Origin of the sequence: Promicromonospora sp. AC04 (assembly GCF_003058225.1) — a bacterium.
Classification (GTDB): Bacteria; Actinomycetota; Actinomycetes; order Actinomycetales; family Cellulomonadaceae; genus Promicromonospora.
In genome coordinates this window covers 94,926-109,031 of the sequence record NZ_QBUG01000013.1, presented here as the reverse complement: position 1 = coordinate 109,031, position 14,106 = coordinate 94,926, and the positions used below count along the sequence as shown (strand labels likewise).

Below are 14,106 nucleotides of genomic sequence, written 5' to 3'. Positions count from 1 at the left end.
GCCCCGTCCTCTACTTCGCGGTCTCGTGGACGACGTCGGCCCAGGCGCGGGCCAGGGCGCGCGCCTGCGCCTCGTTCTCGGCCGCGTGGGCCAGCGCCTCCTCGGCCAGCGCTGCCCGGTCGATGCCCAGCTCCGACAGCGCCGCCTCGTCCCAGGACGCGATGCGCTCCGGCCGCGCCTCCGGGTGGAACTGCAGGCCCCAGGCCCGCTCGCCCACCCGGAACGCCTGCACCGGGCAGTCCTCGCTGGAGACCAGCAGCGTGGCCGACGGCGGCAGCGCGGTCACGGAGTCCTCATGGTTCTCGATCATCCACAGGGGCTCGTCCGGCACACCCGGCAGGGCGCCGAAGACCGGGTCGTCGGCGGCGGCGGGCAGCACCGTGAGCGGGCGCATACCGCGCTCCGTCTCGCCCGACCTCGCGGTGACCTGACCCCCGGCGACGTGCGCCAGGAGCTGCCCGCCGAGGCACACGCCGAGCACCGGCACGCCCCTGTCCAGCGCCTCGACGGCCAGCGCTCGCTCCCGCGCCAGGAACGGGTGGTTGGCGTCGTCGTCGGGCATGAAACCACCGCCCAGCAGGACGGCGCCCGCGAACCCGTCGAGGCGGTCCGGAAGGTCGGTGCCGGGGGTGATGACGGGCTCGATGCCCGCCTCCGGGAGCCACTGCTCGAACCTGCCAATGGAGCTCGTGGGGGAGTTCAGGGCCACGAGGACGCGCGTCATGCGCCGACCCCAGGGACGATCAGCTCCCGCGCGAAGTGGCAGGCCACGACGTGGGACGCCGCAGAGTCGGCCGGATCGGTCGGGGTTCCGGCACGACCCGCGCCGGGGTGGGCGTCCAGCGCGGGCACCTCCGTCTCGCACACCGACGGCACGAGCCGCAGCCCGGCGTCCGGTCGGTCGGTCGGCGGATAGGACGGGATCGGGTCGGGCTGCGCCTCCGGCAGCGTCGGCGCGAGCCAGCAGCGCGTGTGGAACGGGCAGCCCGACGGCGGGTCCACCGGGGAGGGCGGGTCGCCCTCCAGCACTATCGGCAGCCGCCGGACGGCGGTGGTGCCGACGCCGTTGGTCGAGCCGACGCCGTTGGTCGATCTCTCGCCGTTGGTCGAGCCTGTTGAGACCCCGGACTCGACGGGCGGCGAACCGCCCGCCGGGACCAGCCGCACCGATGGGTCCGGAACGGGCACCGCGGAGAGCAGCGCCTGCGTGTACGGGTGCTGAGCGGCGTCGTACACCTCGGTCTCGGGCCCCTCCTCGACGATGCGGCCCAGGTACATCACTGCGACGTCGTGGGCGATGTGCCGCACCACGCCGAGGTCGTGCGCCACGAACAGGTACGACAGGCCGAGCTCGTCCTGGAGGCCCTCCAGGAGGTTGATGACCTGGCCCTGCACCGACACGTCCAGCGCGGAGACCGGCTCGTCGCACACCAGGATCTTGGGCCGCAGCGCGAGCGCGCGGGCGATCCCGACGCGCTGCCGCTGCCCGCCCGAGAACTGGTGCGGGTACCGGTTCGCGTGGTCGGGGTCCAGGCCGACGAGCTCCAGCAGCTCGCCTACCGCCGTCCGCCGTCCGCCCGCCGGGTCGATGCCGTGGATCGCGAACGGCTCGCCCACGATCTCGCTCACCGACATCCGCGGGTTCAGCGACGTGTACGGGTCCTGGAACACCATCTGCACGTCGCGGCGCAGCTGCTTGCGGCCCGCCCGGTTCAGGCGCGTCACGTCCTCGCCGTCCACGAGCACCTCGCCGCTGGTCGGCGTCTCGATGCCGACCAGCACGCGCGCGAGCGTCGACTTGCCCGAACCGGACTCGCCCACCAGCCCCAGCGTGCGGCCGCGGCCGAGGCTGAGCGAGACGCCGTCGACGGCCTTCACGGCGCCCACCGAACGGCGCAGCAGGCCGTTGCGCACCGGGTAGTGCTTGACGAGGTCGCGCACCTCGAGCACGGGCTCAGTCATCGCTGCCTCCGGTGTCCTGGTCGTCGAGCGTCGGCACGGTCGCTTGATCGGCGGCCATGGCGTGACCATCCCGATGTTCGACGGCGGCCGGGTCGGCGTCGGTCGGGCCGACGGCGTCCGCGTCGGCGGCGGCCGGTTCGCGGCCCGCCATGATGTCGGCCGCGAAGTGGCACGCCGACGTCCGGCCCGGCGCCGGGGTGGCCAGCGGCGGCACCTCGGTGCGGCACACGTCGCGGACCGCGTCGCAGCGCGGGTGGAACGGGCAGCCCGAGGGCATCGCGGCCGGGCTCGGCGGGCGGCCCGGGATCACAGGCAGGCGGCCCGTCCCGGCAGCGGACGGGATCGAGCGCAGCAGCGCCCGCGTGTACGGGTGCGCTGGCGTCGTGTACACCGGCACCACCGGCGCCTGCTCGACGGCGCGGCCCGCGTACATGACAGTGACGTCGTCCGCGACGCCGGCCACGACGCCCAGGTCGTGCGTGATCAGCACGAGGCCCATCTGCCGCTCCGCCTGGATCTCCGCGAGCAGGCGCAGCACCTGCGCCTGGACGGTGACGTCGAGGGCGGTGGTCGGCTCGTCGGCGATGAGGACGTCGGGGTCCATGGCCAGCGCCGACGCGATCATGACGCGCTGGCGCATGCCGCCGGAGAACTGGTGCGGGTACTCCTTGATGCGGGCCTTCGCGTTCGGCACCTTGACCAGGTCGAGCAGCTCGACGGCCCGCTTGCGGGCGTCGCCGCGCGACAGGCCGCGCCGCGCCCGCAGCGCCTCGGTGAGCTGGTAGCCAACGGGGTGCACGGGGTTGAGCGCGGCCAGCGCATCCTGGAACACCATCGCCACCTGCTCGCCGCAGCGGGCGCGGTGCTCCTTGCGGCTCAGGGCGAGCAGGTCGGTGCCGGCCAGCCGGACGCTCCCGCGGGTCACGCGCGCGTTGTCCGGGAGCAGCCCCATCACGGCCAGCGAGGAGACGGACTTGCCGGAGCCGGACTCGCCGACTATTGCGAGGGTGCGGCCGGCCTCCACGCGGTAGGACAGTCCGTCGACGGCGCGCACCGCGCCGTCGGGCGTACGGAACTCGACGGCGAGGTCGGTGACCTCGAGGAGGGGGGTGCCCGACGCCGGGGTCGTGGCCGGGTGCTGGTCGGTGCTCGGGTGCGCGCTCATGCGGTGAGCCTCGGGTCGAGGGCGTCGCGCAGCGCGTCGCCGAGCACGACCAGGGACAGCACGGTCGCGAGCAGGCAGGTCAGCGGCACGAGCAGCATGTGCGGGTACCCGCCGAGCACCCACGAGGAGCCGTTCTCGATCATGATCCCCCAGGAGATGGCGGGCGGACGCACCCCGATGCCGAGGAACGCGAGCACGGCCTCCGCGCCGATCACCCCGGCGATCGCCGTCGGGACCAGGGCGGTCACCGGGCCGATCGCGTTGGGCAGCACGTGCCGGAACATGATCCGCAGGTCGGAGGCGCCCAGCGCGCGGGCGGCGGTGACGTAGTCGAGGTTCTTGGCCTCCAGGACGCTCGCCCGGACGTACCGGGCGTAGCCCATCCAGCCGAACAGCGTCAGCACGATAGCGGGCAGCATGATCGTGGCGAACGCGCCCGAGCCGAGGTCCACGTTCTTGAACAGGCTCAGCAGCAGCATCGCCGCGAGCAGGTACGGGATCACGAGGAACACCTCGACGGCGCGGGACACGAAGAAGTCGACCCAGCCGAGGTAGTACCCGGCCAGCAGGCCCAGGGTCACGCCGATGACCAGGGCCGTGCCGACCACCACGAGGGCGAGCAGCAGCGACGGCCGGGAACCGTGCGCGAGCTGGGCCAGCGTGTCGCACCCGAACGAGTCCGTGCCGAGCGGGAATTCGTTGCCGAAACCCTGCGGCTTGATCTTGGCGTCCCCGATGATGCAGTGCCGCGGGTCCACGGAGGTGAACAGCGTGGGGAACACGGCCATCACGACGAAGAACACGATGATCACCGCGGAGATGATGACGTCGGGCCTGCGGCGCAGGCTGCGCCAGGCGTCAGTGGCCAGCGTGCGGGACGCGGCGCCGGCGGCGTTCCCGGTCGCGGCGGAGGCTGCCTCACTCATAGCGGATCCTCGGGTCGAGCGCGGCGTAGGCGATGTCCACGACGATCATCACCACTACCGTCACGGCGGTCAGGATGGTCACGATGCCGAGCACCAGGCCGACGTCGCTGCTCTGCACGGCGTCCCACAGGACGCCGCCCATCCCGTAGATGTTCATGATTCCCTCGGTGATGACGGCGCCGCTCAGGGCCTCCGCGAACGTGAGACCCACGGCCGTCACCACGGGGATCGACGAGTTGCGCACCACGTGGTGCACGACGACGCGCCCCTCGCTCAGGCCCTTCGACCGGGCGGTCCGCACGTGGTCGCCGGTGTACGACTCGAGCTGGCTCGCGCGCACGAGGCGGATGAACGCCGCGGACCCGGCCAGGCCCAGCAGGATGCCGGGCACCGCGACGGTTGCCCACGGATGCTCGGCGTCGAACGACGGCTTGAACCAGTACGGCGGCCAGCTGTTCTCGCCGAACGTCTCCTCGGACCAGGTGCTCAGCGGCACGGTCACGATCTCCTTGTAGACCAGGAGCAGCACGAACACCGGCAGGGCGTCGATGAGCACCGACGTCAGGCGGATGCCGTGGTCCGACGGCGAGCCGCGCCACCGGGCGGCGACCGAGCCCAGCACCATGCCGAGCACGAGCCACGTGATGGTGACCATGACGAACAGCCGCAGCGTGTTGGGGGCGGCGCTGGCGACGATGTCCGTGACCTCGCGGCCCCGCAGGTTGGTGCCGAAGTCGCCCTGCGCGTACTGGCCCAGCCGCTCGACGAACGGCCCGAGGCAGGGGTTTCCGGGCTGGTCGTAGCACGGGTCGTCGAGCCCGTACCGCTGCTCGACGGCGGCGACCTGCGCCGGTGAGGGAATCTTGTCGCCGAAGAACGCGAGGGCAGGGTTGCCGTTGAGCTGGATGGCGAGCGTCGTGAGCAGGTGCAGCACGAACATCACCAGGAACAGCATCCCGACCGCCTGCGCGACACGGCGGAGGATATAGCGCCCCATGAGGTCCTTCCGGGGGGTTATGGGGTCCGCCGGAACAAAGCGCTACCCGTTGGCCGAGCTCGCCGAGACCTGTGTCTCGACAAGCCCGGCCAACGGGATCGCTCTGCTCCGGCGAGGTGGGTCGGTTACTCCGTCACCGTCAGCAGGCGGATCTTCACCGCACCGCTGAACGGGTCGAGCACCACGTTGTCCAGGCGCTCGCTGTAGTACTCGGCGCCCGCGCTGAAGCGGAACGGGATCGTCGGGAACTCCTCGGCGAGGATCGCCTCGGCCTCCTGGTACTTCACCACCGCCTCGTCGAGGGTCGCGGCCTGGTCGCCCTCGGCGAGCTTGTCCTCGAACTCCTTGCTGTACCAGCCGAAGTTGCCCGCACCCTCCTCGCCGACGGCGTAGAAGGACAGGTAGTTCTCGTTCAGCGGGTAGTCCGGGAACCAGTTGTTCCGGAACGCGCCGTCGAAGCCCTGCTCGGACCGGATAGTGAAGAAGTCCGGGTTCGGCTTGAGCTCGTACGGGATGCCGAGGTTGGCCTCGATGGAGTCACCGATGGCCTTGAAGTACTCGATCTCGGTCTCGTCGTCGCTCAGCCCGATGGTCAGCGTCTCGCCCCCGGGCCAGCCGCCGGCCTTCTCCAGCGCGGCCTTCGCCGCCTCCGGGTCGAACGTGCACCACTCGCAGGTGCCCGCCTCGCCGCCGGGGACGCCGCCCGGCACGACCCACGAGTCGGCCGGGGTGGCCAGGCCGCCCGACAGCTCGTTGATGATGGTGTCCCGGTCGATCGCCATGGAGATGGCCTTGCGGAACTCCTTGTCCTGCCACGGGCCGTCCTTGTACAGCGGGAAGCCGATGTAGGTCAGGGCAGCGCCCGGTGCCTCGGCGAACCGCTCGGAGAGCTCGGGGTCCTCCTGCGCCGCGGCCAGGTCGGCCGGCGCCGGGTAGCTGACGTCGATGTCGCCGGCCTCGAAGTCGGCCCAGGAGGAAGCACCGGAGTACTCCTTCCAGTTGATGGCGTCGATGCCCTCGGGCGTCTCGTCCAGCGGGTAGTCGGTCCAGCGTTCGGCGTCGACGGCGACGCCCTGCTCCCACTCGGTGACCTGGAACGGGCCGTTGCCGATCGGCGTGATCGCGCAGGCCTCGACGTCCTCGAGGCACTCCTCGGCGACCGGGAAGAAGCCCGTGTAGCCGAGCATCGTGGCGAAGCCGGCGAACGGCGCGTTGAGCGTCACCTCGAAGGTGAGGTCGTCCACGACCTTGAGGCCGGACAGCTCCTCGATCGGGTTCTCCTCGACGATCGCGCCCTCGTCGTCGAGCTCGTCCTGCATCTCCTCGTAGCCCTTGAAGCGCTCGAAGAAGTAGTTGCTGTACAGCTCCGTGTGACTGGCCGTGTAGTTCCAGGAGCGGACGAACGCCTCGGCGTCGACGGGCTCACCGTTCTGGAACGTCAGGTCGGGCTTGACCTTGATGGTCCAGACCGTGTTGTCGTCGGACTCGATCGACTCGGCCACGTAGTTGTACGGCTCCGTGGTCTCCGGGTCGTAGCGGACCAGGCCGTCGTAGACGACGTCCAGGATCGCGATGTTGTCCGCGTTGCCGGAGTCGCCCGGGAAGAGCGTCTCCATGTCCTGGTCGATCGTCAGGTTCAGGGTGACCGGTCCGTCGTTCTCGGCGGTGTCGTTCGGGCTACACCCGGCCACGGTCAGGGCCACCACGGCCGCCCCCGCGGCGATCGTGGTGATGCGTGTCTGCCTCACTGATTGCCTCCCAAGTTGTCTCCCCGGACAGAAAAGGCGGGGAGGTTTGGACCATATCGCCGCAGGACCTGGGTCGCTTGGAAACTCGTGTTAACCATCTGTAACGATTCGGCAGGTTCCCTTCCTTGCGTTCACAAGGAAGGGAACCTGCCTGCGAGCGGCCCGTCAGCAGGCGCCGATATCCTGCCAGGGGCCCCACGGCGTCGACCCGGGCTCCTGGTTGCGGCTGTACCACCGGGCGGTCCAGCGGTGACCGTCGTGCACCACCGTCTCGCCGCCGTCGTACTCCCACGACTCCGTCCACGCCGGATCGGTGCCGGAAGCGCAGACCACCGGGGCGCCGACCTCGGCCCATGGCCCCCACGGCGTGGCGCCGGGGCGCTGGTCCCGCGTCCACCACAGCGCGGTGAACACCGCTCCCTCGTGGCTGACCTGGTCGCCCGCCGTGTACACGGTCCCCGCCTTCCAGGCCGGGACCGGCAGGCCAACGAGCTGCCCCACGCCCCAGCGGGCGGTGGACTGGTAGCCGGCCCCGGTGGGGTCGGCCCAGTTCCGGACGGCGGTCCGCGCGCCGCCCGTCGCGTCGTTGACCTGGAAGTCCAGGCCGTGGAACGTGCCCGGCCCGCCGTAGGACAGGAGGTCGACGGACGCCTCGACCCGGTACCCGCCGTCGGTCAGGGCGGTGGCGCTCGCGACGCGGGCGCGCTGCGCGGCCTCGTCGCCCGTCCCGAACGACACGGCGTTGCGCGCCGAGACGCGGATCTGCGTGTCGTCGGCCCGGTACCCGCCGTTCTTGGCGTTGCCGCCGTCCACGTAGATCTCCACCGAGTCCTGGACCCACGGGTCCGAGCCGGAGACGTCGACCACCGGGTCGGCGACGTCGGCCAGGACGAACAGCGTGCCGCCGCTCCACAGCGTGCGCACGGTCGCGACCGCGCCGCTCGAGCCCTCGACCTCCTTGGCGGTGGTCACCTCGTCGGCCGAGGCCCACACGTCGTCGACGTCGCCGTCGATCACCGGCGTATCGCTCGCCTGCGCGACCTCCAGGTACGACAGCTCCTCGATCAGCGTCAGGGTGCCCAGCGCCCCCGGCGTGTTCCACGCCGTCGTCTCGTCGCCGCTGGTCACCCGGGCATCGAAGGTGGCCGTAGCGCCCTCTTCGAGGGCCGCGGGCAGGTGCACGACGACGTCGTAGCCGCCCTCCCGCTCCGTCGCCACCGCATCCGCGCCGGTCCCCGGCCCCGTCCCGCCGCCGGTCTCGCCGCCGGTCGCTGTCCCGTCGCGGCCGACCGTGTACTCCACACTGGACTCCGCATCGCCGAGCTCCAGCGTGACTGCGTCGCCCGGCGCCGCCTCGGCGTCGTCCACCGAGACGAACGCCGTCAGGTGGTCGGCCGCCCAGCGCAGCTGGAAGGCGGTCTCGCCGCCGCCCGGCGCCGCGAAGGTGTGCCGGGGCAGCCGGTCCCACTCCGGGGACGTCGTCGCCGAGCCGTCCAGCGGCACGTCGCCCGCGAAGACGTTCGCGGTGCGCAGGCGGGCGGGCAGCTCGGCCCCAGCCGCGCCGTAGTAGGCGGGCTTGGCCTGGTACCGGTCGTCGAAGATCAACGGTGCGCCGCTGTCGGCCCGCCACGACCGGCCGTCGGTGAGACCCCACGCGGTCACGCTGAACAGGTCCTCGGCGTGCGCGCGGAACACCTCGAACGCATCACGGAACCAGTACCCCTGGTCGATCAGCCGGGCCTGGCTGACCGGCGTGCCCGTCGTCACGTCGAGCTCCGTGACCGCCTGCGTGACCGGCAGGTCCGCGAACCGTTCGATCGCCGCATCCAGCGCGCCGACCGGCATGGCGAGGGACACGTGGAACTGGTGGCCCACACCGTCCACCGGCACCCCGCGCGCCAGCAGCCGGTCCACGAGGGCGCGGTACCGGTCCTGCTTGCCGCCCTGCTCCGTGTTGTAGTCGTTGATGAACAGGGTCACCGGGCGCTCGCCGACGGTGTCCGACGGCGGGGCCGCGTAAGTCTCGTTGAACGCCTCGTCCGCGTACTCGAACGCCAGGTCGATGTACTCCTCGCCCAGGATCCGGAACCACTCGCTGCGGCGCAGGCCGTCCGGGTTCTCCCCGCCGTCGGACACGACCTCGTTGACCACGTCGAACGCGACCAGGGGATTGGTGTCCGAGCCGAACGGCCCGTAGTCGGCACTGAGGTTCTCCGCGATGCCGAACACGTGGGCGCGCAGGCGCTCGCGGAGGATCGCCTGGCCCGTGGCGTCGGCGGGCAGCGGCTCGCCGGCGTCGTCCTGGAAGAACCACTCGGGGGTCTGGCTGTGCCACACCAGGACGTGGCCGTAGACCCGCAGGTCGTTGGCCCGCGCGAAGTCCATGAGCGCCGTCGCCTCGGGATGACGGCGCAGCGTGCGGTCGGCGTCGTACCAGGCCTCCGGCTTCATGTGGTTCTCGGGCGTGATCTGGCCGAAGTGGCGCGTGAGGAGCTCGGCGGCCGCGCCCGACGTCTCGCGGCTGTCGATGGCGACGCCCACCGGGAAGTCGGTGGTCTCCTTGATCCCGGTCAGGTCCTCGATCACCGGCGGCTCACCGGTGGAGACGAGGACGTCGTCCACGAGGATCGTGTACGGCGCGTCCTGGTCGGTGCTGCCGATGTACGCCTGCAGCTCCGCCGGGTCGCCGTCGGCCGTGTACGTGCCGGTGACGGTGGTCCACTCCGTGCCGATCGTCGTGTTGCCGATCCAGGTGTAGGACGGCTTCATGACGAACCGGATGCCGGCGCTGGTGGGGGCGGTCGGTCCGGCGGGCTCGGGCAGGCGGGCGCGCATGCTGAACGTGTAGGTCACGCCGGGCTGGAAGATGCCGGTGGGGGACTGGATGCCCTCGTAGTCGGCAGCCCGGGTGATGGCGAGGACGCTGCCGGCGCCGTCGGGGTCCGCGACGACGTCGAGGCCGGCGCCGCCGCTGGGGGTCCAGGTGCCGGTGGTGCCGTCCTCGAAGTCGACGGCGGTGACGACGGTGTCGGCGGGGGTCGCGGGGGTCGTGGTGGTGGGCGCCGTGGTCGCGGGGGCGACGGCGCCGGCCGGTGTCGCGATCAGCGCACCGGCGGAGACGAGCACGGCGACGCTCAGACCGGTGGCCCACCTGTGTGCAAGGCGGCGGGGGGTCAGACGTTCGCGTATGAAACGATTTCGAAGAGTGAGCGGACTGCGCTGGATGAAACGATTTCGACGAGGCATGCTGCGCTCCCTTGCGCGTGTCTCCGGTGGGGCGTACGCCGGAGCGACGGTGCCGCGGCGAACGTAGCTGCAGCGTAACCAGACCGCGCGTCGTCGTCGAGAGGTCACCCAGGTCGGCACATTGCCGCGACATCGGCAGTTGGCATCGAGATCGGCATCGAGATCGGCACAGGCCTGGACCGATCTCGATGCCAACTGCCGACCTCGCGCGGCAACGTCCCCAGGTCAGGCCGCCGTCAGGTCCTTGACCGTGCCCTTTGCGATGCGGAGGCGGCGGGGGGCGCGCTTTGCGACCACGGAGTCGTGCGTGACCAGCACGATCGTCAGTCCCTGCTCCTTCCACAGGCCGACGATGAGGTCCACGATCTCGTCGCGGGTTTCCTCGTCGAGGTTGCCGCTGGGCTCGTCGGCCAGCAGCACCTTCGGGTTCTTCACGAGCGCCCGCGCGATCGCGACGCGCTGCTGCTGCCCGCCCGACAGCTCCCCGGGCAGGTGGTCGCCCCGGTCGCCGAGACCGACCGACTCCAGCGCGGCCAGTGCCCGCGCCGTCCGGCTCTGCCGCGCGACCTTCGACGGCACGAGCGCCGTCTCCACGTTCTCCAGCGCGGTGAGCGTGGGGATGAGGTTGAAGTTCTGGAACACGAAGCCGATGGTCTCGGCCCGCGCGGCGGTCAGCTGCGCGTCGCTCATCCCGGCGAGGTCCGTCCCGTCGAGCTTGACGGTGCCCGACGTCGGACGGTCGAGCCCGCCCAGCATCTGCAGCAGGGTGGACTTGCCGCCGCCCGTCGGCCCCTGGATGGCGACCAGCTCGCCGTCGCCGATCGTCAGGGACACGTCCTTCAGCGCGCGCACCACGCGCTTGCCCTGGCGGTACGTCTTGGTCAGGTCGTCGATCTGATACATGGGTCTACCTCTCTTCGGGTCAGGGCTCGGGCTCACGCGAGGGAACGGAGGGCTTCGGCGGGCCGCAGCTTCGCGGCGCGCTGGCCGCCGACGATGCCCGCGAGCAGCCCACCCAGCACCGCCAGCCCGACCGCGGCCAGGACTATCCACAGGCTCACCGGCGCCTGGAGCACGATGTCGACTGCGTTGCCCGCGGCGCCCGCCATCGCCTCGGCACGGTCACCGAAGCCGCCCCCGCCGGTCGGGGCCTCGCCGCCCTGCACCGCACCTGCAGGTGCCTGCCCGCCCGGGCCGCCCATCGTGAAGCCGCCACCGCCCGAGGCGCCGCTCAGCGTGATGCCCGCCAGGTTCACGGCCAGCACGGCCAGCGCGCCGAGCGCGAGGCCCGCGACGCCGCCGATGAGGCCCTGCACCACGGACTCGCCGGCGACCTGTCCGACGACGCGGCCCTTGCTCCAGCCGATCGCCTTGAGGGTGCCCAGCTCGCGCGTCCGGCGGTTCACGCCGGAGACGGTGAACAGGATCGCGAGGCCGAAGGCCGCCGCGAGCACGATGACGCTCAGCCAGGTGCCGAGCGTGCCGATCAGGCTGGACGCCGTCGAGAGGGACCCGGTGACGCCCTCGGCGAGGTCGGACTGGGTGCTCACCGAGGCGTCGGGAAGCTCGCTCTCGATCGCGGCGGCGACGGCGTCGACGTTCTCGGCCGAGTCGACCTGCACGTAGACGTCGGTGACCTGGTCGGCGAGGTCGGCGAGGGTCTGGGCCGTGGCGAGCGGCAGGTAGACGTCCGACGCCGTCGCGACGCCGTCGCCCGTCGAGGACGAGACGGTGCCCACGATCTCCAGGTCCTTGCCGCCAACGGTGATCGTGTCGCCGACGGCGAGCTCCTGCTGCTCGGCGTAAGTGGCGTCCAGGACGGCGACGTTCTTGTCGCTCGCCTCCAGCGTCCGGCCGTCGGCCACCTCGGCGGTGGTCAGCGGCCCGACGGCGGCGGCGTCGGGGTCCACGCCCGTGACCGTGAACTGGTCGATCTCGAAGGACGAGCCGCCCGCCGAGCCCTCGCCGGAGCCGTCCGGGCCCATCTCCATGGTGACGGGGCCGTCGGCCTCGCTCATGTCCGGCATCTCGCCGGAGAAGGACATGTTCTGCAGGTCGAGCGTCGCGGCGACGCCGGACACGTGGTCCAGGCCGGAGATGGACTCCAGGGCGGTGGCGTCGAACGACGTCGACCCCATGGCGGTGCTCAGGCGGTCCTGCGAGAGGCTGCGGGTGCCCTCCTCGGTCGCCTCGCCGTCCTCCTCGCCGAAGTCGAAGCGGCCGGGGCCGCCCTCACCCCGCTCGGCAGCCTGGTTGACGGTGATGTCGGTGCCGACGCCGTAGACGGACTCGAGCACCTCGGACTGGGCGTCCTTGACGCCGGTCGATACCGCGTTGACGACGATGACCAGCGCGATGGCAACCGCGAGACCGATCGCTACCACGACGGTCTGCTTGCGTCGGTTGCGCAGCTCTCTGCGCAGATAGGTGAAGAACATGGGCTCCTGCCTGGGGTCCGGAGGGGACGTGCGGAACGTTTGGTGTCCGTGCGGACCGCCTCGTGGGCATCGGCGCCACGCCCTGGGTGGGAGGAACGAGCAGGCGGGCGAGGTGCGCCGCCAGGCGGTCCGCCGGACGGTCTGGACGCTAGGTGCGCTCGCTGTGGTCGCCCTGTTGCCAACCTGTGGTGACCCTGTGAATCGCGGTCGTAGCGCTCAGGAAGGGCCGACGGCGGACGGTTCCGCGCCTCGTCGCCGGACGTCCTAGGCTGGGGGCCGTAACCTCCGAGCAACATCCTTAGAAGGAGACCCCGTGGCTAGCATCGAAGCCGTTGGAGCACGCGAGATCCTCGACTCGCGCGGCAACCCCACCGTGGAGGTGGAGATCGTCCTGGACGATGACACCTTCGCCCGTGCGGCGGTCCCGTCCGGCGCATCGACCGGCGCGTTCGAGGCCGTCGAGCTGCGTGACGGCGACAAGGGCCGTTACCTGGGCAAGGGCGTCGAGAAGGCGGTAGCGGCCGTCAACGACGAGATCGCCCCCGAGCTCGTCGGGTACGACGCCGAAGAGCAGCGCATCATCGACCAGGCCCTCCTCGACCTGGACGGCACCCCGAACAAGGGCAAGCTGGGCGCCAACGCGATCCTGGGCGTGTCCCTCGCCGTCGCGAAGGCCGCCGCCAAGAGCTCGGGCCTGGACCTGTTCCGCTACGTGGGCGGCCCGAACGCGCACGTCCTGCCCGTGCCGATGATGAACATCCTCAACGGCGGGTCCCACGCGGACTCGAACGTGGACGTCCAGGAGTTCATGGTCGCCCCGATCGGCGCCCCGACGTTCCGTGAGGCGCTGCGCACCGGCACCGAGGTGTACCACTCCCTCAAGTCCGTGCTGAAGGAGAAGGGCCTGGCCACCGGCCTGGGCGACGAGGGCGGCTTCGCGCCGAACCTCGGCAGCAACCGTGAGGCGCTCGACCTGATCCTCGTCGCGATCGAGCGGGCCGGCCTCAAGCCGGGCACCGACGTCGCGCTCGCGCTCGACGTCGCCGCCACGGAGTTCTTCTCCGACGGTGTGTACGCGTTCGAGGGCGGCAAGAAGACCTCCGACGAGATGATCGCGTACTACGAGCAGCTCGTTGCCGACTACCCGCTGGTCTCGATCGAGGACCCGCTGTCCGAGGACGAGTGGAGCGCCTGGTCCGGGCTCATGGGCAAGGTCGGCGACAAGGTGCAGATCGTCGGTGACGACCTGTTCGTCACCAACCCGGAGCGCCTCGCCAAGGGCATCGAGCTCAAGTCGGCGAACTCGCTGCTGGTGAAGCTCAACCAGATCGGCACGCTCACCGAGACGCTCGACGCCGTGACGCTGGCCCAGCGCAACGGCTTCACCACGATGACCTCGCACCGCTCCGGCGAGACCGAGGACACCACCATCGCGGACCTCTCCGTGGCGACCAACGCCGGCCAGATCAAGACCGGTGCACCCGCCCGTGGCGAGCGCATCGCCAAGTACAACCAGCTCCTGCGCATCGAGGAGGCGCTCGACGAGGCCGGCACCTACGCCGGCCGGTCGGCGTTCCCGCGCTTCCAGGGCTGAGCCCGCACGTCCTCGCTGGTCCGGCGAGCT

General features: G+C 71.3%; 10 protein-coding genes. 1 reads left to right on the top strand and 9 read right to left on the bottom strand.

The window, feature by feature from the left end; translation table 11 throughout:
* Window positions 1-10 precede the first annotated feature (10 nt).
* The 9 genes from C8K30_RS31720 to C8K30_RS26835 form a co-directional block, all read right to left on the bottom strand.
* A complete protein-coding gene (locus C8K30_RS31720) occupies window positions 11-724 on the bottom strand; it encodes a type 1 glutamine amidotransferase (protein WP_108495968.1) in 714 nt (237 codons plus the stop codon).
* Window positions 721-1,962 (bottom strand): ABC transporter ATP-binding protein, encoded by a 1,242-nt coding sequence (locus tag C8K30_RS31460; protein WP_233257498.1) that lies wholly within the window; start codon window positions 1,960-1,962, stop codon window positions 721-723. Before C8K30_RS31460 ends, C8K30_RS31720 begins: the two co-directional genes overlap by 4 nt.
* Complete coding sequence (locus C8K30_RS26865) at window positions 1,955-3,127, bottom strand: ABC transporter ATP-binding protein (protein ID WP_233257497.1); 1,173 nt, start codon at window positions 3,125-3,127, stop codon at window positions 1,955-1,957. Before C8K30_RS26865 ends, C8K30_RS31460 begins: the two co-directional genes overlap by 8 nt.
* Window positions 3,124-4,053, bottom strand: coding sequence for an ABC transporter permease (locus C8K30_RS26860; protein WP_108495967.1), 930 nt, complete (start codon window positions 4,051-4,053; stop codon window positions 3,124-3,126). The genes C8K30_RS26865 and C8K30_RS26860 overlap by 4 nt, the downstream gene beginning before the upstream one ends.
* Window positions 4,046-5,050, bottom strand: a complete 1,005-nt coding sequence (locus C8K30_RS26855) for an ABC transporter permease (RefSeq protein ID WP_108495966.1) — start codon at window positions 5,048-5,050, stop codon at window positions 4,046-4,048. The genes C8K30_RS26860 and C8K30_RS26855 overlap by 8 nt, the downstream gene beginning before the upstream one ends.
* Window positions 5,051-5,175: 125 nt before the next feature.
* Window positions 5,176-6,798 (bottom strand): ABC transporter substrate-binding protein, encoded by a 1,623-nt coding sequence (locus C8K30_RS26850; protein ID WP_108495965.1) that lies wholly within the window; start codon window positions 6,796-6,798, stop codon window positions 5,176-5,178.
* A 165-nt stretch (window positions 6,799-6,963) separates the two neighbouring features.
* Window positions 6,964-9,924, bottom strand: a complete 2,961-nt coding sequence (locus C8K30_RS26845; RefSeq protein WP_158281129.1) for an endo-1,4-beta-xylanase — start codon at window positions 9,922-9,924, stop codon at window positions 6,964-6,966.
* A 345-nt stretch (window positions 9,925-10,269) separates the two neighbouring features.
* Window positions 10,270-10,947, bottom strand: a complete 678-nt coding sequence (locus C8K30_RS26840; protein WP_108495963.1) for an ABC transporter ATP-binding protein — start codon at window positions 10,945-10,947, stop codon at window positions 10,270-10,272.
* Between the two features lie 32 nt (window positions 10,948-10,979).
* Window positions 10,980-12,482, bottom strand: a complete 1,503-nt coding sequence (locus C8K30_RS26835) for an ABC transporter permease (RefSeq protein ID WP_108495962.1) — start codon at window positions 12,480-12,482, stop codon at window positions 10,980-10,982.
* A 313-nt stretch (window positions 12,483-12,795) separates the two neighbouring features.
* On the opposite strand from C8K30_RS26835, the gene eno reads away from it, so the two are divergent.
* A complete protein-coding gene (gene eno, locus C8K30_RS26830; RefSeq protein WP_108495961.1) occupies window positions 12,796-14,076 on the top strand; it encodes a phosphopyruvate hydratase in 1,281 nt (426 codons plus the stop codon).
* Window positions 14,077-14,106 lie beyond the last annotated feature (30 nt).